We start from the raw sequence: 25,211 nt of genomic DNA on the forward strand, positions 1-25,211 counted from the left end.
CGATTTCAGAAGCCCACGGCCTGGCCGTCCTTGCGCGGCTCGGACCCGCCGGCATATCCGCCGCTCTCCAGCCGGTGGATCAGTTGGGCGCCGCCAAAGCCGAAGGCGTTGTCCGGCGCTTCCTCGGACAGGTCGTGGCCCATGGCGCGCAGCGTGTCCTTGGTGTCGGCGGGCAGCGTCGTCTCGCAGGCGACGCCCAGGCCATCTGTCACGCGCCAGCGCGGCGCATCTGCCGCCATCTGCGGATCCTGCCCCCAGAGCTGCGTGCGCAGCGTCATTTGCAGATGGCCCTGCGCCTGCATCGGGCCGCCCATCACGCCAAAGCTCATCAGCGGGCTGTCGCCTTTCATCAGGAAGGCCGGGATGATCGTGTGATAGGGTCGCTTGCCCGGCGCCACCACGTTCTGGCTGGACGGGTCCAGCGAGAAGCCCGCGCCACGGTTCTGCAACGCGATCCCCGTTCCCGGCACCACCACGCCCGAGCCGAAGCCGGCATAGTTCGACTGGATGTAGGATACCATCATGCCATCGGCATCGGCGGCGGTGAGGTAGACGGTGCCGCCCTGCTTCGGCGCGCCGGCGCCGAAATTCGTGGCCTTCGTGCGATCGATCAGCTTTGCCCGCCCGGCGAGGTAGCCGTCGTCAAGCAGATCCTGCACCCGGACATCGGTCATGTACTCGATATCGGCAACATAGGCCTCGGCGTCGCGCAGGGCGAGTTTCATCGCCTCGATCTGCAGGTGGAAGGCGCGCGGGTCGTCGGCATCCAGATCGCGGATTTCCGTCTGGTCGAGGATACCCAGCGCCATCAGCGCCGCGATCCCCTGCCCGTTCGGCGGGATTTCATGCAAGCTGACATCATCGAAAGACCGCGAGATCGTGCCGCACCAGTCCGCCTTGTGCGCCGCCATGTCCGAGACGCGCAGCGCCGCGCCGTGCTCTTTCGCGAAGGCTTCGATGGCCTCGGCCAGTTCGCCCTCGTAGAAGGCGCGGCCCTTTGTTTCCGCGATCAGGCGCAGGGTGCGTGCCTGCTCCGGACTGCGGAACCGCTCACCCGCCCTCGGCGCACGCCCCCCCGGCATGAAGTGCGCCGCGAACCCGGGCTGGTCCTTCAACTGCTCGGCGCCCTTTTCCCACAGGGCAGCAATGACCGGGGAAACCGGGAAACCGCCCTCGGCATAGCGGATCGCGGGTTCGAAAAGGTCGGCGAAGGGCAGCTTGCCGAAGCGCTCCGACAGCGCCACCCAGGCCGAGACCGCGCCCGGCACCGTTACGCTTTCCCAACCGCGGAAGGGGATCGCCTGTTGGCCGGCGAAGCGCTCGGGCGTCCAGCCCGCGGGCGACCGGCCCGAGGCGTTCAACCCGTGCAGCTCCTTGCCGTCCCACAGGATGCAGAAGGCGTCAGAGCCAAGGCCATTGCCGGTGGGTTCCACCACCGTCAGTGTGATGGCGGTGGCGATGGCGGCGTCGACCGCGTTGCCGCCCCGGGCCAGCATGGAAAGACCCGCCTGCGCCGCCAGCGGCTGCGAGGTGGCGACCATGTTGTCGGCCAGGACCGAGGATCGGCGTGACGGATAGTGATGCGTTGCGCGCAGTTTCATGGGCGTCCCTGTTCCTTTTTCAGTCTGTCGTCGTGGCGAAGGAGCGCGAGGCGATCCCGCGCGCGGCCCGGTCTGCTTCGGACTTGGCGATGGCTTCGTCAAGCGGCCGGCGATCCACCATGCCAGAGAAATTCTCGACGGTGGGCATCGCCGTGCGGAAGATCGTGTAGCGTTCCTCGGCCACGTCCATCAGGCGGCGCAGTTCCGCCAGCGGATCGGCATGGTCGTCCACCCGCAGGTCGAGCGCCGCATAGGGCTGGCCGGCATGGACCCGCAGACCGGCGGCCTGCCGCCCGCGCTTGTCGCCGCCGGCGCGCTCACCCGCCTCCATCGCGGTCAGCAGGCGCTGCGCCAAGGGCTGGTCCTCGGCCGCGACGAAGGCGGCAAGCGTGTCTTGGACCACCGCGGACCCCGCCAGCATGTTGCCCGCGACCGAGACGTTCGGTGCCTGCGCATGGCCCGCCCAGGGCACGCAACCCGCACCGGTATGCTGGGCGATTCGCCCGTCCGGACCGATCATGTGCGCCTGCCGGATCTGCTGGCCGCCGTCGCGGGCGACGAGATCGTCGAGAATGGCCTGAGGGTTCTCGCCGGCGGTCAGGCGCTGCAGCCCCTCGATTCCCCAGAGCGGATTGACGAAGGCCTGGCTGGCCATGGCCGCGGTCGGTCCGACATGCGGCACCATCGCGCCACAGGCGAAAAAGCGGCTGGCTACCGCGATCCCGACCTCGCCTGTGCGCGGATCCCGCGCCACGATCGAATAGGTCATTGGTCCCCCCTCCATTTGTTGCGTGGCCCCGCTGCCGCGCTGGGCTGGACGTGGTCCGAACCCGTCTGTCAGACAAGCGCCCGCTGCTGCCCCAGGGTTAACCGGGCGGACATTGCCCATTTTTCAGTCACCGATCACGATACGCGCCACAAGGCGCACAATCTTTCATCAAAAAACGCTGGCGCAAGTTAGTGAGCATCTGCTCTACTCGCTATATGCTGATCTCGGCGTATCTGACAAGGCAACGAACAACCCGGGGGACATGGCGAGAATGCCGCTGCTGGACATCCGCGACCTGACCGTGACAGTGAAATCGGACGGCACCGAAACGACGCTGGTCGATGGCATTTCTTACGCCATCGAACCGGGCGAGACGCTGGCGCTGGTGGGCGAAAGCGGTTCGGGCAAGTCATTGTCCTCGCTTGCCGTGATGGGCCTGCTGTCCTCGGCGCTGTCGGTGACGAAGGGCCAGATCCTGTTCCAGGGCCGCGACCTGCTGGGCCTGTCGGCCGAGGAGATCCGCAAGATCCGGGGCCGCGACATTTCCATGGTCTTCCAGGAGCCGATGACCTCGCTCAACCCGGTGCGCAGCATCGGCTCGCAGATCATGGAAAGCATCGAGGAAAACCTTGGACTGTCCCGCCGCGAGGCGCGAGACAGGGCGATTCGCCTGCTCACAGAGGTCGGCGTCGCCGATGCGGACCGCCGGCTGAAACAGTATCCGCACCATTTCTCGGGCGGGATGCGGCAGCGCGTCATGATCGCCATTGCGCTGGCCGCCGAGCCCAAGCTGATCATCGCGGACGAACCCACGACCGCGCTGGACGTGACGATCCAGGCGCAGATCCTCGACCTGATGGCGCGGGTCTGCCGCGACCACGGAACGGCGCTGGTGCTCATCACGCACAACCTCGGGATCGTGGCGCGCTATGCCGACAGGGTGAACGTGATGTATGGCGGGCGGATCGTGGAAAGCGGCGACGCCCGCGCGATCTACGCCGCGCCGCGCCATCCCTATACCGAGGGGCTGCTGCAATCGGTGCCGCGTCTCGATCAGGACCGCAGCGTGCCGCTGCGCCCGATCCGGGGCAACCCGGCCGATCCCTTCACGCGGATTTCCGGCTGCCGGTTCCACCCGCGCTGTCCCTATGTCGCCGCGACCTGCCGCAGCACCGTGCCCGCCTACGAGAACGGTGTCGCCTGCCATTTCCCGCTGGATGCCAGCCGCAAGGAGGCCGTGTGATGGAGGCATTGATGCGGATCGAAGGCGTCTCGGTGCATTTCCCGGTGCGCAAGGGGCTGCTGCAACGCCAGGTCGCCGCGGTGCGCGCGGTCGAGAACGTGACGCTGGAACTGCGCAAGGGCGAGGCGCTGGGCCTTGTCGGCGAATCGGGCTGCGGCAAGACCACGCTGGCGCGCACCGTGCTGCGGCTGGTCGAGCCGACCGAGGGTGCGATCTGGTTCGACGGCCAGAACATCACCGACCTCAAGGGTAAGGGGCTGGCGCCTTATCGGCGCCGCGTCGCGGCAATCTTTCAGGATCCGTTTTCGTCGCTCAACCCGCGCATGACCTCGGGCCAGATCCTGACCGAGGTGCTCAAGGTCCACAAATACCCCGGCGACGTAACGGCGCGGGTGCAGGAACTGCTGTCGCTTTGCGGCCTTGCCCCCCGGTTCGCCGACCTGTTCCCGCACGAGATGTCGGGTGGTCAGCGCCAGCGCGTCGGCATCGCCCGCGCCCTCGCGCTCGACCCCGAGATCATCGTCTGCGACGAGGCGGTGTCCGCGCTCGACGTGTCGATCCAGGCGCAGATCATCAACCTTCTGGAAGAGCTGCGCACGAAATTCGGCCTGACCTACCTGTTCATCGGCCATGACCTGTCCGTGGTGCGCCACCTCTGCGACCGTGTCGCGGTCATGTATCTGGGCCGGGTGATGGAGACAGCGGATTCCGAGGAAATCTTCGCCAATCCCCGCCACCCCTATACCCGCGCGCTGATCGACGCGATCCCCACACCCGACCCCGAGGGCGAGCGCGGGCGCGAACACGTGGCGCTGGGCGGCGAGATCCCCAGCCCGCTGAACCCGCCGTCGGGCTGCGTGTTCCACACCCGCTGCCCGCTGGCGATGGAGCGTTGCCGGCAGGAAGTGCCGGTGCTCGAACGACTGACCCGCGATCACGCGGCCGCCTGTTTCGCGCTCGACGCGGAAGCCTGACCCTCAACGACAACAGACAGGGAGACGACCATGAACGACGACAAGGACCTGATCCGCCGCGCCCAGCGGGAGATGCGGGACGCGCATGACTTCGACCCGCGCGACCCGCTGTTCGGCCTGAACCGCTCCGAGCTGAGCGGCCCGAAACTGTCGCGGCGCGCCACGCTGCGCCTGCTGGCCGCCGGTGGCGCGCTGACCATGGCGCATGTCCTGCCCGGCCTGCGCCCGACGACTGCGATGGCCGCGGCCCATGGCGGCGGCGAACTGCGCGCGATCTGGTCCGGCGTGGCCGAGATCACCACGCTCGACCCTGCCCGCATCGACCAGGTGCTGCAGTTCCAGATCGCCTCGAACGTGCTGTCGGGCCTGATGCACATCAACAACGCGCTGGTGGCCGAGGGCGACCTCGCCGAAAGCTGGACCGTGTCCGAGGATGGCCTCGTCTACGACATCAAGCTGCGCGAGGGCCTGACCTTCCACAATGGCGACGCGTTCAACGCCGATGACGTGCTGTTCACGTTCGAACGCTCGTCGAACCCGGAAATCTCGATCCATTCCCGCGTCCTCGCCAACGTCGCCTCGCTGGAGAAGGTCAGCGATTACGAGGTCAAGTTCACGCTGAAGCAGCCGCAGGCCTCGTTCCTGACCAAGGCGCTGGAGCGCTCGTCGGGCCGTGCCATGACGATCGTCTCGCGCGGCGCGCTGGAGTCGATGGGCCCCGCACAATATGGCCTGACCCCGGTCGGCACCGGCCCGTTCAAGATCGTCGAGCACCAGATGGGCGGCTCTGTCATCCTCGAGAAGTTCGCCGACTACTACGACCCCGAGCGTCCCAAGCTGGACCGCATCGTCATCACCCCCGTCGACGGCACCGAGCCGCTGGCCGCCGCGATCGAGGCGGGCGACGCGCAGTATGTCGGCGGCAACCCGCTGCCGGGCGAACTGGTCGACCGCTTTGCCTCGAACCCCGACCTGGTCGTGGACATCAAGCCCGGCCCCGGCTTCCAGTCGGTCTGGTTCAACCCGTGGCGCGACGCGATGAAGGTCGAAAGCTTCGACAAGCCGCTGGAAGAGCTGAAGAAGGAAAAGGGCTTCATGGTGCGCCTCGCGCTCGCCAAGGCGCTGGACCGCGACCTGTTCGTCACGCAGGCCCTGTTCGGCAACGGCGTGCCCGCCTATGGCACGATCAACGCCGCCATGGGCTTCTACTTCGACGAGGGTTTGGCGACGACGTCCGAGCAGGCATTCGACCCCGAGGGCGCCAAGGCGCTGTTGGCCGAGGCGGGCTATCCGACCGGCGAAGGCTTCCCGACGCTGAAGCTGCAGACGACGCCGAACACCCGCCGCGCGGGCCTGGTCGTCGCCAACATCTACAAGGAGGTGTTGGGCATCACGGTCGAGGTCGACGCCAAGGAATTCTCGGTCGGCATCGAGGAGTTCAACAAGATGGACTTCGACATGCGCCTGGGCGGTTCGGGTGGCGACTATGATCCCGATGACGGCCTGGTGGACTGGATGCAGACCGCATCCAAGTTCAACGGCCCGGCGCGTGACACCGCCGCGATGCCCTTCGGCTTCTTCTCGGAGGCCGAGGTGGATTCGCTGACCGACCAGCAGGCCGTGACCGCCGATCCCGAGGCGCGCCGCGAGCTGGTGATGAAGGCCAACGCGATCACCTCGAACAAGGTTGCCTGCGGCTTCCTCTATCACCCGGTCGATATCCTGGTGCATTCGGCCTCGGTGACCGTGCCGCCGGAAAACCGCATTCCCGGCCTGTGCGACTTCGACCGCGTCACCATCGGCTGAACCCAAAAGAAAGGCGGGCGGGCCGTGACGGTCCGCCCGGCACATCATGTTCGCATATATGCTCAGACGCCTCGTCGGCGCGGTCCTGGTGATGCTGGCCGTCTCGACGCTGGTCTTCTTCATGATCCGCCTGGTTCCCGGCGATCCCATCGCCGTCATGCTGGCCGATGCCGGAAGCGAAGAGGCGCGCGAGGCGATGATCCGCCGGCTGGGCCTCGACCAGCCGCTGATCGTGCAGTTCGGCAAGTGGTTCTGGGGGATGTTGCACGGCGATCTGGGCGCGTCGATTTACGGCTCGAACCAGCCGGTTTCGGCCATCCTGATGGAGGCGCTGCCGCGCACGATGTCGCTGGCCTTCCTGTCCTTCGTGATCGCCATGATCATCGCGGTGCCCGCAGGCATCATCTCGGCAACGCGCAAGAACACGGGCGCCGACACGGCGGTGTCGCTGTTTGCCTTCCTCGGCCTGTCGATGCCGGATTTCTGGCTGGCGATCATGCTGATCATCATCTTTGCGGCCAACCTGCAATGGCTGCCCGCCATCGGGTATGAGCCGCTCTCGGCGGGCTTCTGGCCCTGGCTCAGCCACCTGATCCTGCCCTCCATCGCCATCGGCACCGGCTTTTCCGCGATCATCGCGCGGATGATCCGGTCGTCCATGCTGGAGGTGCTGCAAGCCGATTACATGCGCACCGCCGCCTCCAAGGGGCTGACCCAGCGCGTCATGCTGCTGCGCCACGCTCTGCCCAACGCGCTGATCCCCGTGGTGACCGTCATCGGCATCGCCTTTGCGCTGCTGATCTCGGGCGCGGTGGTGGTCGAGAATGTCTTTGCCATCAAGGGGCTGGGCCGTGTCCTGATCCAGGGCATTCAGAATCGCGATTACCCGGTCGTCCAGGGCGCGGTGCTGCTGGTCTCGGCCTTCTTCGTGCTCTCCAATCTCGCGGTCGACCTGCTTTACGCGGTGATCGACCCCCGAATCCGGTATTCCTGATGACCGACTCGACTGTGATCGACGAGCCCCTGGCCGACGCCCCCCCGCGCCGCCGCAACCGGTTCCGCGTGGTGTTTTCCAAGGATCGCAAGGCGCAGTTCGGCCTGGTGATCCTGGGGCTGTTCCTGCTGGGCGCGCTGCTGGCACCGGTGATCGCGCCCTACGATCCCAATGCGATGACGCTGAACATGATGGCGGCGCCCTCGGGCGAGAACCTGCTGGGCACCGACGACCTCGGACGGGACCTGCTGTCGCGCATCCTCTGGGGGACGCAGATCTCGCTCTTCGTGGGTGTGGCCACGGTGGGCCTGGCGCTGGTGGCGGGCGTGTTCCTGGGGGTCATCGCGGGCTATTACGGCGGCTGGATCGACAACCTGATCATGCGCTACATCGACCTTCAGTGGGCATTCCCGAACTTCATCATTGCGGTCTACCTGGTGGCGGTGTTCGGCACGGGGCTTCTGAACGTGATCGTCGCCATCGCGCTGGCCTTTCTCGACGATTTCGCCCGCATCGCACGATCGATGGTGCTGACGCTGAAGCAGGAGCAATTCGTCGATGCCGCCCGCGTGCAGGGCTATTCCGACCTGCGCATCATGCTGCGTCACATCCTGCCCAACGCCATGGCGCCGATCATCGTGCAGGCGACCGTTTCGGTGTCCTACGCGATTCTGGGCGAGGCCTCGCTGTCTTTCCTCGGCCTCGGCGTCAGCGCCGACACGCCGACCTGGGGGCTGATCCTGGCGGACGGGCGCAGCTTCATCAGCCGAGCCTGGTGGCTGGGCGTGTTTCCGGGGCTCGCGATCATGCTGGTGGTGCTGTCGATCAACTTCATCGGTGATGCGCTGCGCGACGCGCTGGACGTGCGGGAAAGCGACCTCTAGGCCGCGTCGTCGGCCATGCCGCGCGGCGCGATACGCAGGGCCCGCAGCGCGTTCAGGATCACGGCGACGTCGATGACCTCCTGCAGCAGCGCGCCTTGCACCGGCGACAGATAGCCATAGGCGGCGGCGATCATTCCCGCCACCGACAGGCCCAGCCCCGCGACGACGCTCTGCAGAGCGATGCCGCGGGCGCGGCGGGCGATCTCGATCCCCGGCCCCAGCCGGTCGATCCGGTCGACCAGCAGCACCGCGTCCGCCGCCTCGGCACTTGCCGCGGCGCCGCGCGCGCCCATCGCCACGCCGACATCGGCGGCGGCCAGCGCGGGCGCATCGTTCACCCCGTCGCCCACCATCATCACCGGGCCATGCTTGCGCTCGGTCAGGACCAGAAGCACCTTCTGGTCCGGCGTCAGGTCGGCGCGCAGACCGTCCAAGCCCAGGCCTTCGGTCACGCGCTCTGCCACCTCGGCGCGGTCGCCGGTGGCCAGCAGGATGCGCGCGATCCCCTGGCCGCGCAGTTCCGCCAGCATCTCGCGCGCACCCTCGCGCAGAGGGTCGGCCATCACAAGGTGCCCCGCCATGTGGCCGTCGATGCCCACCGCGACCAGCACCGAGCCCGCCTCGAACGGTGGATGATCGCCCGGCTGGCGCCCGACACGGCGGGCGACAAAGGCATCGCCGCCGACGATTACCCGCCGCCCGTCAACCTGCCCCACCACGCCTTCGCCGGGAATCTCGGCCACCTCAAGGGGCACGGACAGCGCCAGCCCGCGCGCCCGCGCCGCTGCGACGATGGCCTGTGCCACCGGGTGCTTGGACGCCTGGTCCAGCGCCGCCGCCAGCCGCAGCATCTCGTCCGCGTCGATCCCCTCGCGGGCGTCGATGGCGACGATGCGCGGTCGGCCGTCGGTCAGCGTGCCGGTCTTGTCGAGGATCAGCGTGCGGATGCGCGCCATGGTTTCCAGCGGCCCCGCGCCCTTGATGAGCACGCCGAAATGCGCCGCCCGCGACAGGCCCGCGACCAGCGCCACCGGCACCGCCAGGATCAGCGGACAGGGCGTGGCGACGACCAGCACGGCGACCGCGCGGATCGGGTCCCCGGTGAACCACCACGCCGCAAAGGCGATGGCCACGGTCACGGCAAGGAACCCCAGCGACCAGCGGTCGGCCATGCGCGCCATCGGCGCCTTGGAGCGCTGCGCCGCCTCGACCAGCCGCACGATCCCGGCATAGGTGCTGTCCCGCGCCTCGCGTGTGGCCAGTAGGTCGAACGCCTCGCCCGCATTGGCCGAACCGCTCATCGCGTCGGCGCCCGGTTCCAGCCGCACCGGCAGGGATTCCCCGGTCAGCGCGGACGTGTCCAGAAAGGCCACACCCGAGGCCACCGTGCCATCCACCGGCAGCACGTCGCCCTGCCGGATCAGCAGCCGGTCGCCGGGGGCGATCTCGTCCAGCGGCACCTCTTCCAGCCCGCCATTGTTGTGACGGGTGGCGCTGCGCGGCACGCGCGACAGCAGGTCGTGCATCTCGCGCCGCGCCCGCCCCTCGGCGAAACTTTCGAGGAAGGTGCCGCCGGAATACATCACCGCGACGACAGCCGCGGCCAGCGCCTCGCCGAACAGCAGGGCGGCGCTCATCGACAGGGCGGCGACGATGTCGAGCCCGACCTCGCCCTGCCGCAGGCTTTGCACGATCTCGACCAGCAAGGCGGCCAGGACCGGCAGCACGCCCGCTGTCCAGACGATCCCCGCGAGCGCGCCCAGGCCGGCGAAGTGCAGCATCAGCCCGGTGACAAGCCCGCCCAGCGCGATCAGCAGGATCAGGGTCTTGATCCGGTCGCCTCGTGCCTGCTCCATCCGCGCCTCCTGCGCCGTCAGACGCGGTCCAGGATCCACGGCACCATGTCGGCCAGCATCGACCGCAGTGCAGCGTCGAAGGCGTCGACGATGGTGGCCGCGTCGGTATCGGCGGCCGGCGCCACGCTTTCGAAGGTGCGGCGGGCTGTGACGCGGGCATCGCCCTCGCGCACGATGCGCAGCATCAGGCGGACGCGTACCTGTGCGCCCTGCCCCTCGGCAACCTCGGCCTGGAAATCGGTCAGTTCGCCCAGGACCGCGTAATCCGCCCGAGTGCCGACCGGCCCCCTCCCGACAGAGTTAAAGGCGCCGGTTTCGGCTAGGCTGCGCAGCAGCATCGTCTGCAACATGGCGGGCGCTGGATCGGCCCAGCGCACACCGGGCAGGTATTGCGCACTCAGCGGCGCGGGCCGGATCATGATGCGTTCGGTTGCCAGCGCGCCGGTGGCGACGGGTTCCTCGACCACAACCTCGACATCGCGGGTCCGCCGCGCGGGCTGCTCCGGGGCCAGCGCGCGCAACTCGAAGACCTCGAGCGGGGTCGAGGCCGCGCCCAGCGCCGACAGCGCGCTGCACCCCGCCAGCGGCAGGATCATCAGCAGGATAACAGGCGAAAGACGCAGGGACATGGGACTACCTTCGGTATTCGGGCGCGCCGGAATCAAGGAAAAAGCGGCTGGGATTGCTGCGGATCTGCTCCACCAGCCGGTCGAGATTGCCGATCAGGTCGCGGGTTTCGGTCGCCAGCCGCGTGTATTGCGGCAGCGCCTCGGCGGCAAAGGCGCGGAAGGCCGGGGCGCTTTGCCCGACCACCCCCTCGATCCCGGCAAAGGCCTGCTCGGCCGAGCGGCTGGCCGATCGCAGTTCCTCGGTGACGGCGGGAATGTCCTCGGCCACCGCGGCGATGGCGGCGTCGAGCTGTTCGATCGTGCCGCGCAGACGGGCGGCGATGTCGGCGGCGTCACGGTTGATGACCGTATCGGCCCCCTCGAAGGCGCGCTCGGCGGCGGCGAGCGCACGGTCGCCGGTTTCCAGCGCCGCGTTGATCGCCTCCAGCGTCTCGTTGGCGTTGGCGAAGGTGACGCGCGCATCCTCCAGGGTCTGCGTTGCGCTGGTGGCCAGCGTGTCGAGTTGCCCCGAGGCGCCGGTCAGGTCCTGTCCGACACGCTCGATCACCTGCGTCGCGTTCTCGGTCGCGCTGCGGATATCGGCAAAGATCGCAGGCAGGTCGGTGCGGGCGGTGTCGCCCACCAGCCGGATCACGTCGGTCGCCTCGGCGGTGGCTGTGCGCAATTCGTCGATCAGGGGTTGGGCGCTGTCGGTCAGCAGCCCGTCAAGGCGCTGCGCGGCCGTGTCGACGCTGCCCAGCGTGGTGTCGATCCGGGCGATCAGCGCGTTGGTGGCGGCCAGCGTCTCCTGCGCCTCGGTCAGGCGGGCAGTGGCGGTGGTGCCGGTTTCCGTGAAAGTCTCGACCAGTGCACCGGCGCTGTCAGTCAGCGCGGCGAAGCGGGTCTGCACGTCCTCGACCGTGCGGTTCAGCGCCTCGGTCGTGGGCCCGAGCCCCTCTGACAGGTAGCTGTCTGCGGTGGCGAGCGTGGTGTTGGCCTGCGCCAGCGCGCCTGTGCCCTCGGCGATCAGGATCCGCGCCTCGTCGGCGGCCGAATTGATCGTGGACAAGGTTGTCTGCGCCTCTCTGACCAGCGCGCCCACATCCTGCGTCAGGCTTTCGAGCGTGGTGTTGAAGCGGTCGATCTGCGAGGCAAAGTCCGACACCGTGCCGGTCACGTCGGCGAAATCGCCCAGCGCCTCCTCGAACGAGGCGGATGAGCGTTCGACGTTCTGAAGGATCGCCTCGACCCGCGTCTGGTTCTCGGGGCCGACCATCTCTCGCACCTGCCGGACCACTTCGAGCGTCTCCGACAGGATCTGCGGCGCATCCTGCGACAGCGATTGCAGCACGGATTGCCCGGCTTCGATCCGGGGCACATCGTCCCCGGCGTCGGTCGCCAGCGGCGCGTCGGGCGTGCCCGCAGAGATGCCGACAAAGGAAACGCCGGTCACACCCTGCGCCTCGATCGTCGCGACGCTGTCCGTGCGCACCGGCACGCCCGCCTCGATCTCGACCCGGACACGCACGCGCCCGTCATTCTCGGGCGACAGGCGCACGTCCACCACCTGCCCCACCGGCAGACCGGCGAACCGCACGTCCGAGGCGTTGCTGAGGCCCGAAACCGTCTCGAAATCCACGTCGTAATAGGCGAACTGGCGATCCAGCTCGACATTGGCGAACCAAAGGAAGAAGCCCATCAGGCCGAGGAAGCCCGCAATCGCGAAGGCCCCGACCAGGACGAAATTCGCGCGCGTTTCCATGCTCAGACTGCCCCTTCTTCCCGGTCATCCGACGCCGCCGAATCCTGCGCGGCGCGCGCCCTTGGACCGGTGAAATACTCGTGAACCCACGGATGGTCGACCGTCAGCATGTCGCGCATGCGGCCCGTGACCAGCACCTTCTTTTCCGCCAGCACCGCGATACGGTCGCAGATCGCGTGCAACGTGTCGAGGTCGTGGGTCACCAGGAACACCGTCAGGCCCAGCGAGCGGCTGAGATTGCGGATCAGTTCATCGAATGCCGAGGCGCCAATCGGGTCGAGCCCCGCCGTGGGCTCGTCCAGGAACACGATTTCCGGGTCCAGCGCCAGCGCCCGCGCCAGGCCCGCGCGCTTGCGCATGCCGCCCGAGAGTTCCGAGGGATACTTGTCGCCCGCAAGATAGGGCAGGCCAACCAGCGAGATCTTGAGGTCGGCCAGGTCGCGTCGGATCGCGGACGGCAGACCGGGAATGTCGCGCATCGGCACCTCGACATTCTCGCGAACCGTCAGCGAGGAAAACAGCGCGCCGTCCTGGAACATCACGCCCCAACGATCGTCCAGCGTGGCGCGACTTTCCTCTGACCCGTGCAGCACGTCGACGCCAAAGACCTCGATACTGCCCGCCGCGGGCTCCTGCAGGCCGGTGATTGCGCGCAGCAGCACCGATTTCCCGGTGCCCGAACCGCCAACAACGCCCAGGATCTCGCCGCGATACACATCCAGGTCTAGCCCGTCATGCACGACGTGGCTGCCAAACTGGTTGCGCAATCCGCGCACCCGGATCACCACCTCGCGCTCGTCCGCGCCGCTCATAGCCCTACCTGCGCGAAGAAGATGGAAAACAGCGCATCGGCCACGATGACGGCAAAGATCGCAGTCACCACCGCGTTCGACGTCATCCGCCCCAGCGATTCCGCGTTGCCCTTGACCTGCATCCCGGCATGGCAGCCCACTACCCCGATGATGATCGCAAAGACCGGCGCCTTGACGAGGCCGACGAAGACATGGCTGATATCCGTCCCCTCGACGAGGCGGGTGCGGAACATGGCGGGCGAGATGCCCAGCTCGACCCAGGCCATCAGCGCGCCACCCAGCAGGCCCATCACGTTCGCGATCAGCCCCAGGATCGGCAGCATCAAGAGCAGTGCCAGGATGCGCGGCACGAACAGAACCGTCGCCGGGTCAAGGCCGAGCGTGCGCATGGCGTCGATCTCTTCGCGCATCTTCATCGAGCCGATGGCGGCGGTAAAGGCCGAGGCGGTGCGGCCCGCGACGATGATCGCGGTCAGCAGGATGCCCAACTCGCGCAGGATGGAAATCGCGATCAGGTCGACGACAAAGACCTCTGCGCCGAACTGGCGCAGCTGGGCCGAGCCCTGGAAGGCGAGGACGACGCCGATCAGGAAGGCCATCAGCGCCACGATGGGCACGGCTCGCAGGCCCACATCCTCGGCATGGGCGACCAGCGCAGTCAGGCGGAACTCGCCCGGGCGCAGGATCATCCGGAACAGGCGCGCAAGGAACAGGCCAAGGTAACCCGTGAGGGCGGCGAGAAAGGCCAACCCGGTCATCACGCGGCGCCCGGTTTCTTCGAGGAACGGCGTCAGGCCACGCGGGCGGTCGGGCGGCTCGTCGGGCTGCGGCAAGGCGCGGCGCACGGTGTCGAGCAGCAGGGCATGGCCCTCGCTCGCGCCCTCGATGGCCTGCGCCGGAAAGCGCACCAGCGCCCAGGCGCCAGCGGTATCCATCTGCCGCACCGCGGAAAGATCGACCGTCAGCCCCTCGGGCGCGCGCAATGCCGCCAGCCGCTCTTGCAGAACCGCGATGTTGCGAACCGTCAACGACCCGGCGATGCGCAACACGCCGCCCGGCTCTTCCGTCACCTCGAATCCCGCATCGCTCATGGGTGGGCGCCCTTGTCCATGTCAGTGCATGTTGACCATGCCGGCGACCAGAGTGCCAGAGGGGTGCGGCGGTCAGTCCCGGTCGGGGTCGTCCCCCGCCGTCACGCCGCCGATCAACTGGTAGGCCAGCAGGTCGCGAATGTCGGCGGGATCGGTGATCAGGCGTTTCACCCGGCCCGGCAGGGCCTCCCAGCGGCGGCGCTCGGCGCGGTCGGCGGCGGTGACCGCGTCAACGTCCAGAAAGGCAAAGCGCAGCGTCTTTCCCGCCGCCGCCTGCGCCACGCGCGGCAGGTCTGCTGGCAGCACGGTGCCGATGCGGGGATAGCCGCCGGTGGTCTGGCATTCCGCCATCAGGACAAAGGGCGTGCCATCCCCCGTCACCTGGATGTCGCCGGGCACGACGACCTCGGACAAGATCGACAGGCCCGCGTCCGAGGCAAAGGGCGAACCGGAGGGCACAAAGCGCACCCCCATCCGGTTGCCGCGCGCATCGCGGCGGAACGTCTCGGCGGCGAAACGCTCGCGTTCCGCAGGCGCAAAGAAACGGGTCTGCGGGCCGGGCATCACCCGCACCAGACCGCCCTCGAACCGCGCGTCGGGGTCGAGGCGCAGGCCCACATGGTCTGGCCGCGCATCCTTGCCCACCGGCAGCGCATCGCCCGCCTGCAGGGTCCGACCCAGTCCCGCGCCCAGATGCGTCCCACGCGCGCCCATGATCTCGGGCGTGTCGATGCCACCGCCCACGTGAAGATAGCCATAGCTGCCCGTCTCGGCCGCGCCGATGGTCAGGCGCGCGCCCTTCGGCAGGGCGTGGCTGGCATTCCAGACGACCGGCGTGCCGTCGATGCTGGCGCGCATCGGCGCTCCGGTCAGGGCGATGCGCATGTCCTCACCCGCCTCGAAGGTGCCGCCGAACCCCGCGATTTCCAGCGCCGCCAGATGCGGCTTCTGGTGCAGGATCGCCGCACCCTCGTGCAGGGCCAGCCGGTCCATCGCGCCGCCGCGCGACAGGCCCGAGGCCAGGTAACCGGGGCGGCCCATGTCCTGCACCGTGACCATCGGCCCGGCATTGAGAACCTTCAGCACCCGACTCATTCCAGCGGCTCCGTCGTGGCGCCGCCATCGGGGCCGGAGGCCTCAAGGCTTGCGTAGTCCGAGGCCGGGACAGGCACGAATTCCACCTCGTCGCCGGCGCGCAGGACAAAGGGCGTCTCGGCCTCGGGGCGAAAGGCGCGGAACCCGGTCTGCCCCACATGCCGCCAGCCCGTGGGCGTAGAAACCGAGAACAGCACCATCTGGCGGATCGCGACCGTCAGCGCCCCGACGGGCACGCGTTCGGTCAGTTGGGTCTGGCGCGGGATGTCCCACTCGGGTGGCAAGGTGCCGAGATAGGGCAAACCGGGGGCAAAGCCGATGGTCAGCACGCGCACCCGGCTTTCCGAGATGGACCGCACCGCCTGCTCGGGCGACAGACCCGCCGCCGCCGCGGCCTCGTCCAGCTGCGGCGCAAGGTCGGTGCCGAAGACGGTGGGAATGCGCCACAGGCGCCGCCCCTGCGGCAGGCCCGCGCCATACCAGTCGCGCCCCTCCAGCAGGGCCGCGACGGCCTCCTCCATCGCGGCATGATCCGCCGCGTCGGGATCGAAGCGCAGATAGGCCGAGGCCAGCGTATTGGCCGTCTCGGCCAGGCCCGGCAGGGCGGCGGCCTCGGCGGCAGCGCGAAAGGCCAGCGCGGCGCGGTTGGCCTCTTCACTGAGCCGCTCGCCGAAGGTGACGAGCAGCCCGTCGACGCCCACGGGGTCGATCCGGGGCAGGGTCTTGTCCGTGGTGGGCATGGTCTGCGTCACTGGAGCGCGTCGGGCAGGAAGAGTGCGATCTGCGGGAAGGCGATCAGCGCGGCCACCATCAAGAGCATCGCGCCGATATAGGGCAGCGTTCCCAGCATGACCTCGCTCATCTTGCCCGATTTCCGCGCGCCCTGCACGACGTACAGGTTGAGCCCAACCGGCGGCGTGATCAAGGCCATCTCGATCAGCACGATCATCAGGATGCCGAACCAGATCGGGTCGTAGCCCTGCTGCACCACCAGCGGCACGATGATCGGGATGGTCACGACCATCAGCGACAGCGTCTCGATGAAGAAGCCCAGCACGATGTAGACCAGCACGATCACCAGCATGAAGGACAGCGGCGACAGGCCCAGCCCGTTCAGGAAATCCTGCAACTCGCGCCCGATGCCCGCCGAGGCCAAGGTAAAGTTCAGGAAGGAGGCGCCGATGACAACGAGCATGATCATCGACGTGATCTTGACCGTGCCGACGATCGCCTCGGCCATCATCGACAGGCTGACCCCGCCGAACATGGCCGCGATGGCGATGGCGCCCGCGACGCCCACGGCGGCGGCCTCTGTCGGGGTGGCCCAGCCCTTGTAGATCGAGCCGATGATGATGGTGAACAGAAGGATGATCGGGATCAGCTCGGTCAGCGCGCGCAGCATCTCGGCCAGCGGAAAGACCCGGCGCGGGCCGCCCAGGCTGGGCCGTGCCATGCAGATCAGCGCGGTCACGAGGATGAAGCCCAGCGCCAGCGCGATCCCCGGAACGAGACCCGCCAGGAACAGGCGCGGGATCGAGGTTTGCGTGAGAAAGCCGTAGACGATCAGGTTGATCGACGGCGGGATCATGATGCCCAGCGTGCCGCCCGCGGCGATGGCGCCGGAAAACAGCTTGGGATCGTAGCCCAGCTTTTCCGCCTGCGGCATGGCGACGGTGGCGACGGTCGCCGCCGTGGCGACCGAGGATCCGGATGTGGCCGAGAACATGGTCGCCGTGGCGATGTTGGCATGCACCAGCCCGCCCGGCATCCAGCTGACCCAGCGGTCGAGCGCGGCATACGTGCGGGTGGCGAGGCCCGACCGCACCAGCACTTCGCCCAGCAGGACGAAAAAGGGAATGGCGATCAGGGTGGCATTGTCCGAGGTCGACCAGACGAGGTTGCCTAGCCCCTTGGTCAGCGGAAACGGGCTGAAGAAGGCGTCGATGCCGAAGCCCAGCAGGAACAGCACGATTCCCACGGGAATCGACAGGCCCAGAAGGCCAAGCAGGCCAAAGGTCAGATATCCGATCATTTCAGAGCATCCAGTTCGCCATAGGTGCCCGCGACGGCATCCGCCTCGGAGAATTTGCCGCGCGCGATCAGCACCAGCGCGACGGTGAACACAACCCACGAGGTCAGCGCGAACCAGATCCAGCCCGCCAGCCAGGGCGCCTGCACCATCGCCAGCGGCGTTTCCAGCGGCGTGTTGGCCCGCGAGGAATTGGCCAGCGACCGCGCCAGCACCGGCCAGCCCTTGATCGCGATCAGGGTGATGGTGCCAGACAACGCCAGCATCGCCACCAGGTCGAACACCGCGCGCCCCCGCTGGGCCGCGCGGCTGCGCAGGATGTCGATGCGGACATGGCCCAGCTCTGTCAGGGCATAGGCCATGCCCCAGGACGTCGCGATGGCCATGACATAGCCGCTGATCTCATCCGTTCCGCCGAACGAGGACCCCACCTGCCGCAGCACGATGTCGGCCAGCACGAACGCCGCGCAGCCCAGCAGCAGCACGCCCACCAGGATCGCGATGATCCGGTTCAGACGGCGCAGCCGATCGAGAATCGTCAATTCCATGTGGGGTCCCCCTTTGCGTCAGATCAGCCGCCGATCGCCACGCCGACCACCTGGCCGACGCTGTCGTTCCAGCGCTTGGCCCAGTCGGCGCCCGCGCGCTCTGCCCAGTCCGGCAGGACCTTGGACACGAGGACCTCGCGTGCCTTGGCGAAATCAGCGTCCGAGACCGCGACCAGCGTCATCGACCGCGCGTCACCCGACGTGCAGGTGCCGTTGCCGGTCAGGCAGGCGATGTCGTTGTCCAGCGCGCCCTGTGCGGCATCCCACGCCGGATCCTCGAACTGGGCAGAGACTTCGCCGGCGATCAGCGCCTGCGTCTCGGCGTTCAGGCTGTTCCACTTGTCGAGGTTGATCGCGGTCACGACGCTGTCCCAGCCGCCCAGCGGGATCGGCAGGAGATGGGTCGACACTTCCCACCAGCCGGCGGAATAGCCCGAGCCCGCGCCGGTGATGGCGCAATCCACGACGCCCTTCTGCAACGCGCCCGGCACTTCGGAGAAGGCGACGTTCACGCCCTCCGCGCCCAGCGCCTCGAGGAACAGGGTGGTCATCCGGCCAGAACCGCGCACCTTCTTGCCGGCCAGATCGTCGAGGCTGTTGACCTCGCCGTTGCAGAACACGACCTGCGGCGGATAGGGCGCGATGGCCAGCACGTGGCTGTTGAAGCGCGCGTTGAAGATGTCCTCGACCATCGGGCGTGCGGCGTCCACCATTGCGCGCGCGTCGGTCGCGTTCATCGCCAGCAGCGGCACGTCCAGCCCTTCGAGTTCGGGCGCGTCGGCCACGGCGTAGTCGGCCACGGTCATGCCCACGTCATAGACGCCATCGCCCAGCAGGCGGAACACGTCGCCGACGCCCAGGTTCATCTGGTTGTGCGTGGTCATTGCGACGTTGATCGTGCCGTTCGAGGCGGCGGGCAGAGTCTCGGTCCAGAACGGCGCCTCGAACTGGTTGTGCAGCGGCAGGCTGGACCAGCTGCCGACAACCGACAGGTCTTCGGCGAGGGCGGGCGTCACCAGCATCGTGGTGGCCACCAGAACGGACAGGGTGCGGTTCATCATCATGGTTCTCCTTGTTGGACGTCGTTTGTTCGTGAGTGGAGTGTTCGTGAGTGGTCTTGTCTTCAGGTCTTCAGGATACCGGGGCCAGAACCGGCACCTCGGCATCCTCGGGAATGTCGGTGATCAGCATGTGGCCGGGCTTGTGCGTGATACAGATCGGGGCGCGGGCGGCCTCGATGGCGACCTGCGGCGTCACCCCGCAGGCCCAGAACATCGGCACCTGGCCGGGGCCGATCGGCGCGGGATCGCCCCAGTCGGGGCGCGTGGCGTCGGCGATGCCCAGCCCTGCCGGGTCACCCCGATGCACCGGGGCACCATGCGCCAGCGGAAAGCGGCGCGAGATCTCGGCGGCCTTGTCCGCATGGGCCGGGTCAACCGCCCGCATGCTGACCACCATCTTGCCGGAAAAGGGCCCGGCCGGAACCGTGTCGATGTTCGAGCGGAACATCGGCACCGTCGTGTCATGCTCGACATGCCAGACGGGAACGCCCGCCTCGGCCAGCGCGCGCTCGAAGGTAAAGGAACAGCCCAGCGCGAAGGCCACCATGTCGTCGGTCCACAGGTCGGTGATGTCGGTCACGCTGCGATCGAGCTTGCCGTCTATGTAGACGTTGTAGGCGGGAACGTCGGTGCGGATGTCGATGTCGCGGCCCAGCGTGGTCATCATCGGGTTGCCGGTATCCGACACGCCGACCAGCGGGCAGGGTTTCGGGTTGCGCTGGCAGTAGCGCATGAAATCCAGCGCAAAAGCCTGCGGCAGGATGGCGATGTTGGTCTGGAGATAGCCCGCCCCGAGGCCCGCAGTATGCGAGCGATAATCGCCACGACGGATCGCGCCGCGCACGGCGCCAAGCGGCAGTTTCATCAGCGTCTGGTGGTCGATCGGCAAAGGCAGTCCTCCTGTGCCGGCAAGGTCTCACCCCCATGCAATAAAATCCAATCGAAAAAATCTTGCGTTTGCCATCACGAATTTCTATCGCATCGCAAACTCGACGGCCACCTCCCTTGCCAGCGTGGCTGCCGTCTCGATCATCGGGCTGCGCGGATAACCGAGGTAGGAGGCGGTGAACAGCAAGGGCCGCGGTAGCCAGCCGGGATCGAACTCGCGGATCGTGCCGCGCGCCACCATGTCACGCCCCAGTGCCCTGGGGAGTGCGGCGACACCCAGGTCGGCCTCGACCAGCCGGAAACAGGCCGAGAGCGAGGATGACGGGAACAGCGCCACATCCGGGCCAACCCGTTCGAACAGAGACTCTTTCAGCTCTCGGAACGGGCGGGTCTGGCGGGCATAGGTCAGCACCGGGCGGCGCAGGTAATCGGCCGGGTTGGCAGGCTCGGGCGCCTTGGCCGAGACATACCAGGCCAGGTCGAACCCCGGCAGGTCGACATTGTTGACCGAGTACTCCGAAATCGGCCCCAGCAGCACCGCGAGATCCAGCGCCCGGTCCAGCAGCGCCGCCCGAAGATTGATCGAGATATCGACGTTGAACTCGATTTCCAGCTTTGGATAGAGGCCATGCAGGCGATAGATCAGGTCGGGCAGCCAGCATTGCGCGATGGTCTCCGAAACGCCCAGCCGCAGCCGCCCCTCGATTCCCTCGGGGTCCGCGATGTCGCGCTGCACAAGACCGGCGAGATTCTCGAACCGCTCGGCATAGCCCAGCAGCATCTCGCCCCGCTTGGTCAGGATCATGCGGCCTGCGTCGCGGTCGAACAACTCGGCGCCCAGCGCCTGTTCCAGGTTCTTGATGCGGGCCGTTACGGCAGGCTGCGTCAGGTGCAGTCCCTCGGCCGCCTTGCGCACGCCGCCCAGGCGCACGACATACAGGAACGCCTTCAGCTGATCGAGGTTGATCTGGCTCATCGGCCCCCTGCCCGCGCATGCCCTGCCCCGTCATAGCCGGGAAGCGGCGCGCAAGGCCACGGTTTTCGCCGTCCCCGCCCTGACCGGGGCGCAAGTCGGCCATGCAGGCGCCGGCAGCGCCTTGTCCGCCGCGCCCGGCCGGTGCTAGGCAGGGCCAGGCCACGCGCCAAGGCGGGGCGCATCGCGGGAACCAAGGGCGGTTTCGCGCATTCCTTCCCCTCAAAAGGGGACAATGGGGACTGGAACCGAGATGATCGACCGCGCGGCAGCCGTGTGCCTGATCGGGCTGACCGTGCTTTTTGCCCTGCGCGAATGGGGCGCGGCCGTGCCCGCCGCGCCGATCGAGGCGCTGGCCCTTCTGATCCTCGCCCTGCTGAGCCTGCGGGTGAAACTGACACGCAAGGCCTTCGTTCTGGCCGGAATCGGCCTGTCGGCCTGGCTGGCGCTGGCCGGGCTGGACTGGTGGGCCCTGTCACTGAACGGGCTCGACAAGGCCGCCTTCATCGCCGCCTTCTTCACCGCGCTTTCGACCCTGCGCAACGCGGCCGAGACCTCGCCCGCGCTGCGCCGGGCGGGCCTGTTCCTGGCCGCGCAGCCGCCGGGGCGGCGCTATGCGGCGCTGACGCTGGGCGGGCAGATGTTCGCGCTGCTCATCAACTACGGCTCGATTTCCCTCCTCGGCGGGCTGGCCACGCAATCCGCGCGGGCCGAGCCCGACCCCCGCATCCGCACGCATCGGATGCGGCGGATGCTGCTGGCGATCCAGCGCGGCTTTCTTGCCTCGCTGCCTTGGTCGCCGATGGCCTTCGCCATGGCGATCACCACGGCGCTGATCCCAGGTGCGACCTGGGCCGCCGCCGTGCTGCCCGGCATCGGGTCCGCCGCGATCATCGCGCTCAGCGGCTGGTCGATGGACAGTATCTTCAAGCCGCGCCTCGGCCCGCTGCCGCCGCGCAAGCCGCCGGACGGCTCGTGGAGCCTGCTGCTGCCGCTGCTGTTCCTGCTGGTGCTGCTGGCGGTCACGGTGCTGGGCCTGCACCTGGCGCTGGGCCTGCGCATCGTCGGCATCGTGATGGTGGTGGTGCCGGTGATCGCGCTGGCCTGGGCGATCCTGCAACGTCTGGGTGTCGGGGCCGAGGCCTCGCTGCGACAGCGCGCCCGGCACTACCTGGGACAGGAACTGCCCGGGTATCGCGGCGAATTGGTGCTGCTGATGATGGCGGGCTACATCGGCACCGTCGGCGCGCCGCTGCTGCAACCCATCGTGCTGTCGCTCGGGCTGGACCCGACGGCCCTGCCCGCCTGGGTTGTGCTGGCGTCGATGGTCTGGATCATCCCGCTGCTGGGCCAGATCGGAATGAACCCGATCCTGGGCGTGACGCTGATTGCCCCATTGATCCCCGACCCGGCCACGCTGGGCGTGACGCCTGCGGCGCTGGTCACCGCCATCGGCGCGGGCTGGGCGCTGAGCGGGGCGACTTCGCCCTTTACCGCGACGACGCTGCTGATCGGCTCTTTCGCCAATGTCAGCGCGACGCATGTGGGCCTGCGCTGGAATGGCGGCTATTTCCTGGTCACCGCACTGGTCCTGACCGGCTGGGTGCTGCTCTACGGTTTCGTCCTGTCCTGATCCGGCAACGCCGCCAGGAAGGCCCGCGCCGCCTGCGCCGTCTCGCGGATCACCGCCGCCGCGCCGATCTGGGCCATGCGCGTGGTCTGCGGCACCTCCAACCCCAGGGGCAGGTCCGGCGGCATCGCCGCGAGGAATCGCGCCAGGTCGATCCCGCCACGCCCCGGCGGCAGGCGTTCGGCGCGCGCCGCGAACAGAAGCGCCTCCTCGTCATAGGGCGGGTTGACCGGCGCATCGCAGAGATGAGCAAAGCGCAAGCGCTGCGCGGGCAAGGCTGCGAGCGTCTCGTGGCGGCTGCCTGAGCGGTCGAAATGCAGGCTGTCGGGCAGGAGTCCGACCCTGGGCCCGGCGCGTTCGACCAGCGCCACCGCCGCCTCGAGCGTGGGCACCACCGTCCAGGGGAAGAATTCCAGCGACACGCCAAGGCCGCGCGCCCCGGCCAGATCGGCCAGCGCGCCCAGCCGGTCGGAAAGGCGCGACAGGTCTGGATCGTAGGGCGCCGCGATGACCTCGTGCGCGCCCAGCGCGGCGCCTGCGTCCAACAACGGGATCAGCGTCTCTGGGTCGGTGTCCGGCTCGATCCGGACGAATTCCACGTCATGAACCGCAAGCCCCGTGTCGCGCAGCGCAGCGCGAGTCGCGCGCATCAAGGCGGGGTCGTCCACCAGCGGATAACCGGGGCTGGAGGGCGTCACCCGTCGCAGCCGCAGGCCCACCGCGTCGAGGCCTGCATCGGCGGCGGCATGGATCAGGTCGGGCGGTGCAAGGTCGATGGCCGTCAGATGCGCCAGAGACAGAAGCCGTGTCATGCCGCGCCCCCCGCCGCATGTCGTCCCGCGACGAAACCGAAGGTCAGCGCAGGACCAAGGTTGATGCCCCCCGCCGGATAATGCCCGCCCATGACGCTCGCCATGTCGGCGCCCGCCGCATACAGCCCCGCCACAGGCTGGCCTGCGTGATCCAGCACTCGCGCGAGGCAGTCGGTGCGCAACCCCGCGAAGGTGCCGAAACTGCCGGGCACGAGCCTGACCGCGTAAAAGGGTGCGGTCTCGATCGGGGCGAGGCAGGGGTTGGGGGTGATGTCGGGATCGCCCTGAAGGCGCATGTAAGGCGTGGTGCCACGGTGGAACGCCGGGTCTTCGCCGCGCCTTGCAAATGTGTTGAAGGTCTCCAGCGTCTCGCGCAGCCCATCCGGGTCGATGCCGCAGGCGGTGGCCAGCGCCCGTGGCGTGGCGCCGGTTTTCAGATAGCCGGACTTTATCCACGGCCCGACAGGCACCGGCGCGGGGCGCACGATCCCCAGCCCGTAGCGGCGCAGGAAACGGTGATCGCAGACCAGCCACGACATGGGCTCTGCCCCTTCTGGAAGGGCGCGCAGCATGTCGCGGACATAGTCGTGATAGCCCAGCCCCTCGTTGCAGAAGCGCCGACCATCGGCCAGCACGCCGATCACGCCGGGTTTGCCCCGGTCGATGATATGCGGAAACGTGCCCTTGCGACCATCTGGCCAGACGACCTCGGACACCGGGCAGAAGGCGGCCGGAGCGGCAAGGTCGGTCGCCTGCCCGCCGCCCACCGCCTCAGCGAGCGCCAGGCCGTCGCCGGTGGCCTCGGGCACCGCCAGGGTGCGATGATGGCCAGGGTGCGGGAAACTGGCGGACTTGCGCGCCGCGTCCTGCGGATACCCCCCGGCGGCCAGGATCACGCCGCGCCGCGCCGCGATCTCGACCGGGCCGGAAGGGCCTTGCAGCACGGCTCCGGTGACGCCGTCCGCGTCACGCGTCAGGCGCTGCACCGGGTGCGACGGCCGGATGTCGACACCCGCATCGCGCGCGCTTTTCAATAGCCGTGCCACCAGCGCATTGCCGTTGCGCAGCTGCATCCCGCGCCCGTGGCGAGCCAGATCCCACAGATGCCGGCCGAGCCGCTGCGCGACGTAAAGCGCCGAGGAAACAGAGCGCGTCGCCGTCAGGAAGGCGCGCAGGTCGGGCCCGGCCTGGATCGTCATACCGAGGAACGCGGTTTCGGGCAGCGGCCTGCGCAGCAGCGCGATATCCGCGCCCAAGGCCCGCCCATCGAAGGGCTGCGCGATGACCGATCGACCGCCTGTGCCCGCGCCTGGCAGGTCGCCATAGGTGTCGGGGATGCGCGCGCCGCAATCGAAGCGCAGCGCGGTCCGCGTCTCGAAGAAATCCACCATCTCGGGCGCGGCGGCCAGGAAGGCATCGACACGGTCCGCATCGAACCCGTTGCCCAGTACGGCGGAGAGGTAGCGGCGCGGCTCGGAGATATCCTCGACGATGCCGTGGCGATGGGCGACCGCTGTGCAGGGCACCCAGATCCAGCCGCCCGACCAGGCGCTGGTGCCGCCGATCACCGGCGCCTTCTCGGCCAGGATCACGCTTGCGCCGTAGTGCGCGGCCGTCACCGCCGCGGCCAGCCCCGCCGCGCCGGCGCCCACCACCAGCACATCGCATGTCTGCCTGTCCACCACCGCGCCCCTTTGCCTGGATGCGGCGATTGTCGAGGGGGACAGGGCTAACGTCAAATGCTTGTTCTTGCGCCTGCGTAACATGACGTTAAC

Annotated in this window: 22 protein-coding genes; 6 read left to right on the plus strand and 16 right to left on the minus strand. The window is 68.3% G+C overall.

Annotation, left to right across the window (positions count from 1 at the left end):
* Positions 1–5 precede the first annotated feature (5 nt).
* Entirely contained in the window at positions 6–1,601 is a 1,596-nt protein-coding gene (locus KB874_RS21675; RefSeq protein ID WP_212538658.1) for a gamma-glutamyltransferase family protein, read from the minus strand.
* A 19-nt stretch (positions 1,602–1,620) separates the two neighbouring features.
* Positions 1,621–2,370 (minus strand): DUF1028 domain-containing protein, encoded by a 750-nt coding sequence (locus KB874_RS21680; protein WP_212538659.1) that lies wholly within the window; start codon positions 2,368–2,370, stop codon positions 1,621–1,623.
* A gap of 271 nt (positions 2,371–2,641) precedes the next feature.
* Here KB874_RS21680 and KB874_RS21685 point away from each other — a divergent pair, with 271 nt between their 5' ends.
* The 5 genes from KB874_RS21685 to KB874_RS21705 are packed head-to-tail and all read left to right on the plus strand — an operon-like array spanning position 2,642 to position 8,271.
* Positions 2,642–3,613, plus strand: coding sequence for an ABC transporter ATP-binding protein (locus tag KB874_RS21685; RefSeq protein WP_212538660.1), 972 nt, complete (start codon positions 2,642–2,644; stop codon positions 3,611–3,613).
* Positions 3,613–4,587: an ABC transporter ATP-binding protein gene (locus KB874_RS21690; protein ID WP_212538661.1), complete on the plus strand. Its 975-nt coding sequence runs from the start codon at positions 3,613–3,615 to the stop codon at positions 4,585–4,587. Before KB874_RS21685 ends, KB874_RS21690 begins: the two co-directional genes overlap by 1 nt.
* 30 nt (positions 4,588–4,617) lie before the next feature.
* Positions 4,618–6,393 (plus strand): ABC transporter substrate-binding protein, encoded by a 1,776-nt coding sequence (locus tag KB874_RS21695; protein WP_212538662.1) that lies wholly within the window; start codon positions 4,618–4,620, stop codon positions 6,391–6,393.
* Positions 6,394–6,451: 58 nt separating this feature from the next.
* Entirely contained in the window at positions 6,452–7,387 is a 936-nt protein-coding gene (locus tag KB874_RS21700; protein WP_249200731.1) for an ABC transporter permease, read from the plus strand.
* Positions 7,387–8,271, plus strand: coding sequence for an ABC transporter permease (locus tag KB874_RS21705; RefSeq protein ID WP_212538664.1), 885 nt, complete (start codon positions 7,387–7,389; stop codon positions 8,269–8,271). Before KB874_RS21700 ends, KB874_RS21705 begins: the two co-directional genes overlap by 1 nt.
* Here the strand turns inward: KB874_RS21705 and KB874_RS21710 are convergent.
* The 12 genes from KB874_RS21710 to KB874_RS21765 form a co-directional block, all read right to left on the minus strand.
* Positions 8,268–10,127, minus strand: coding sequence for a heavy metal translocating P-type ATPase (locus KB874_RS21710; protein ID WP_212538665.1), 1,860 nt, complete (start codon positions 10,125–10,127; stop codon positions 8,268–8,270). The genes KB874_RS21705 and KB874_RS21710 overlap by 4 nt on opposite strands.
* A gap of 17 nt (positions 10,128–10,144) precedes the next feature.
* The gene (locus KB874_RS21715; RefSeq protein WP_212538666.1) at positions 10,145–10,756 is read right to left on the minus strand and encodes an ABC-type transport auxiliary lipoprotein family protein; all 612 of its coding nucleotides are present in this window, start codon (positions 10,754–10,756) and stop codon (positions 10,145–10,147) included.
* A gap of 4 nt (positions 10,757–10,760) precedes the next feature.
* Positions 10,761–12,497 carry an MlaD family protein gene (locus KB874_RS21720; protein WP_212538667.1) on the minus strand — a complete coding sequence of 579 codons (1,737 nt, stop codon included), beginning with the start codon at positions 12,495–12,497 and terminating at the stop codon, positions 10,761–10,763.
* A 2-nt stretch (positions 12,498–12,499) separates the two neighbouring features.
* Positions 12,500–13,309 (minus strand): ABC transporter ATP-binding protein, encoded by an 810-nt coding sequence (locus KB874_RS21725; protein ID WP_212538668.1) that lies wholly within the window; start codon positions 13,307–13,309, stop codon positions 12,500–12,502.
* Entirely contained in the window at positions 13,306–14,400 is a 1,095-nt protein-coding gene (locus tag KB874_RS21730; RefSeq protein ID WP_212538669.1) for an ABC transporter permease, read from the minus strand. Before KB874_RS21730 ends, KB874_RS21725 begins: the two co-directional genes overlap by 4 nt.
* A 72-nt stretch (positions 14,401–14,472) precedes the next feature.
* A complete protein-coding gene (locus KB874_RS21735; protein ID WP_212538670.1) occupies positions 14,473–15,495 on the minus strand; it encodes a 5-oxoprolinase subunit C family protein in 1,023 nt (340 codons plus the stop codon).
* Positions 15,492–16,235 carry a 5-oxoprolinase subunit B family protein gene (locus KB874_RS21740; protein ID WP_212538671.1) on the minus strand — a complete coding sequence of 248 codons (744 nt, stop codon included), beginning with the start codon at positions 16,233–16,235 and terminating at the stop codon, positions 15,492–15,494. Before KB874_RS21740 ends, KB874_RS21735 begins: the two co-directional genes overlap by 4 nt.
* Before the next feature lie 8 nt (positions 16,236–16,243).
* Entirely contained in the window at positions 16,244–17,527 is a 1,284-nt protein-coding gene (locus KB874_RS21745; protein WP_212538672.1) for a TRAP transporter large permease, read from the minus strand.
* On the minus strand, positions 17,524–18,072 hold the full coding sequence (locus KB874_RS21750) for a TRAP transporter small permease subunit (RefSeq protein ID WP_212538673.1): 549 nt from the start codon (positions 18,070–18,072) through the stop codon (positions 17,524–17,526). The genes KB874_RS21745 and KB874_RS21750 overlap by 4 nt, the downstream gene beginning before the upstream one ends.
* Positions 18,073–18,095: 23 nt before the next feature.
* Positions 18,096–19,130: a TRAP transporter substrate-binding protein gene (locus tag KB874_RS21755; RefSeq protein WP_212538706.1), complete on the minus strand. Its 1,035-nt coding sequence runs from the start codon at positions 19,128–19,130 to the stop codon at positions 18,096–18,098.
* 73 nt (positions 19,131–19,203) lie between these two features.
* On the minus strand, positions 19,204–19,998 hold the full coding sequence (locus KB874_RS21760) for a putative hydro-lyase (RefSeq protein ID WP_212538707.1): 795 nt from the start codon (positions 19,996–19,998) through the stop codon (positions 19,204–19,206).
* Between the two features lie 108 nt (positions 19,999–20,106).
* Positions 20,107–20,997, minus strand: a complete 891-nt coding sequence (locus KB874_RS21765) for a LysR family transcriptional regulator (RefSeq protein WP_212538674.1) — start codon at positions 20,995–20,997, stop codon at positions 20,107–20,109.
* 232 nt (positions 20,998–21,229) lie between these two features.
* Between KB874_RS21765 and KB874_RS21770 the strand changes: the two genes are divergently transcribed.
* Positions 21,230–22,627, plus strand: coding sequence for a hypothetical protein (locus KB874_RS21770; protein WP_249200733.1), 1,398 nt, complete (start codon positions 21,230–21,232; stop codon positions 22,625–22,627).
* On the opposite strand, the gene KB874_RS21775 is transcribed toward KB874_RS21770, so the two are convergent.
* Both KB874_RS21775 and KB874_RS21780 read right to left on the minus strand, forming a co-directional pair.
* On the minus strand, positions 22,606–23,436 hold the full coding sequence (locus KB874_RS21775; protein WP_212538675.1) for a sugar phosphate isomerase/epimerase family protein: 831 nt from the start codon (positions 23,434–23,436) through the stop codon (positions 22,606–22,608). The two genes, KB874_RS21770 and KB874_RS21775, sit on opposite strands and share 22 nt — an antisense overlap.
* On the minus strand, positions 23,433–25,118 hold the full coding sequence (locus KB874_RS21780) for an FAD-dependent oxidoreductase (RefSeq protein WP_346346588.1): 1,686 nt from the start codon (positions 25,116–25,118) through the stop codon (positions 23,433–23,435). Before KB874_RS21780 ends, KB874_RS21775 begins: the two co-directional genes overlap by 4 nt.
* Positions 25,119–25,211 lie beyond the last annotated feature (93 nt).

This window comes from Thetidibacter halocola, from assembly GCF_018224955.1.
In the GTDB taxonomy this organism is placed as follows: Bacteria; Pseudomonadota; Alphaproteobacteria; order Rhodobacterales; family Rhodobacteraceae; genus Thetidibacter; species Thetidibacter halocola.

Bases quoted from the DNA above. Each gene is read 5' to 3' on its own strand.
- KB874_RS21690 (WP_212538661.1), top strand. From the start codon at position 3,613: ATGGAGGCATTGATGCGGATCGAAGGCGTCTCGGTGCATTTCCCGGTG.
- KB874_RS21695 (WP_212538662.1), top strand. From the start codon at position 4,618: ATGAACGACGACAAGGACCTGATCCGCCGCGCCCAGCGGGAGATGCGG.
- KB874_RS21765 (WP_212538674.1), bottom strand. From the start codon at position 20,997: ATGAGCCAGATCAACCTCGATCAGCTGAAGGCGTTCCTGTATGTCGTG.
- KB874_RS21740 (WP_212538671.1), bottom strand. From the start codon at position 16,235: ATGCCCACCACGGACAAGACCCTGCCCCGGATCGACCCCGTGGGCGTC.
- KB874_RS21760 (WP_212538707.1), bottom strand. From the start codon at position 19,998: ATGAAACTGCCGCTTGGCGCCGTGCGCGGCGCGATCCGTCGTGGCGAT.
- KB874_RS21720 (WP_212538667.1), bottom strand. From the start codon at position 12,497: ATGGAAACGCGCGCGAATTTCGTCCTGGTCGGGGCCTTCGCGATTGCG.
- KB874_RS21750 (WP_212538673.1), bottom strand. From the start codon at position 18,072: ATGGAATTGACGATTCTCGATCGGCTGCGCCGTCTGAACCGGATCATC.
- KB874_RS21730 (WP_212538669.1), bottom strand. From the start codon at position 14,400: ATGAGCGATGCGGGATTCGAGGTGACGGAAGAGCCGGGCGGCGTGTTG.
- KB874_RS21705 (WP_212538664.1), top strand. From the start codon at position 7,387: ATGACCGACTCGACTGTGATCGACGAGCCCCTGGCCGACGCCCCCCCG.
- KB874_RS21775 (WP_212538675.1), bottom strand. From the start codon at position 23,436: ATGACACGGCTTCTGTCTCTGGCGCATCTGACGGCCATCGACCTTGCA.
- KB874_RS21700 (WP_249200731.1), top strand. From the start codon at position 6,452: ATGCTCAGACGCCTCGTCGGCGCGGTCCTGGTGATGCTGGCCGTCTCG.
- KB874_RS21770 (WP_249200733.1), top strand. From the start codon at position 21,230: ATGGGGACTGGAACCGAGATGATCGACCGCGCGGCAGCCGTGTGCCTG.
- KB874_RS21745 (WP_212538672.1), bottom strand. From the start codon at position 17,527: ATGATCGGATATCTGACCTTTGGCCTGCTTGGCCTTCTGGGCCTGTCG.
- KB874_RS21710 (WP_212538665.1), bottom strand. From the start codon at position 10,127: ATGGAGCAGGCACGAGGCGACCGGATCAAGACCCTGATCCTGCTGATC.
- KB874_RS21725 (WP_212538668.1), bottom strand. From the start codon at position 13,309: ATGAGCGGCGCGGACGAGCGCGAGGTGGTGATCCGGGTGCGCGGATTG.
- KB874_RS21685 (WP_212538660.1), top strand. From the start codon at position 2,642: ATGCCGCTGCTGGACATCCGCGACCTGACCGTGACAGTGAAATCGGAC.
- KB874_RS21755 (WP_212538706.1), bottom strand. From the start codon at position 19,130: ATGAACCGCACCCTGTCCGTTCTGGTGGCCACCACGATGCTGGTGACG.
- KB874_RS21675 (WP_212538658.1), bottom strand. From the start codon at position 1,601: ATGAAACTGCGCGCAACGCATCACTATCCGTCACGCCGATCCTCGGTC.
- KB874_RS21715 (WP_212538666.1), bottom strand. From the start codon at position 10,756: ATGTCCCTGCGTCTTTCGCCTGTTATCCTGCTGATGATCCTGCCGCTG.
- KB874_RS21680 (WP_212538659.1), bottom strand. From the start codon at position 2,370: ATGACCTATTCGATCGTGGCGCGGGATCCGCGCACAGGCGAGGTCGGG.
- KB874_RS21735 (WP_212538670.1), bottom strand. From the start codon at position 15,495: ATGAGTCGGGTGCTGAAGGTTCTCAATGCCGGGCCGATGGTCACGGTG.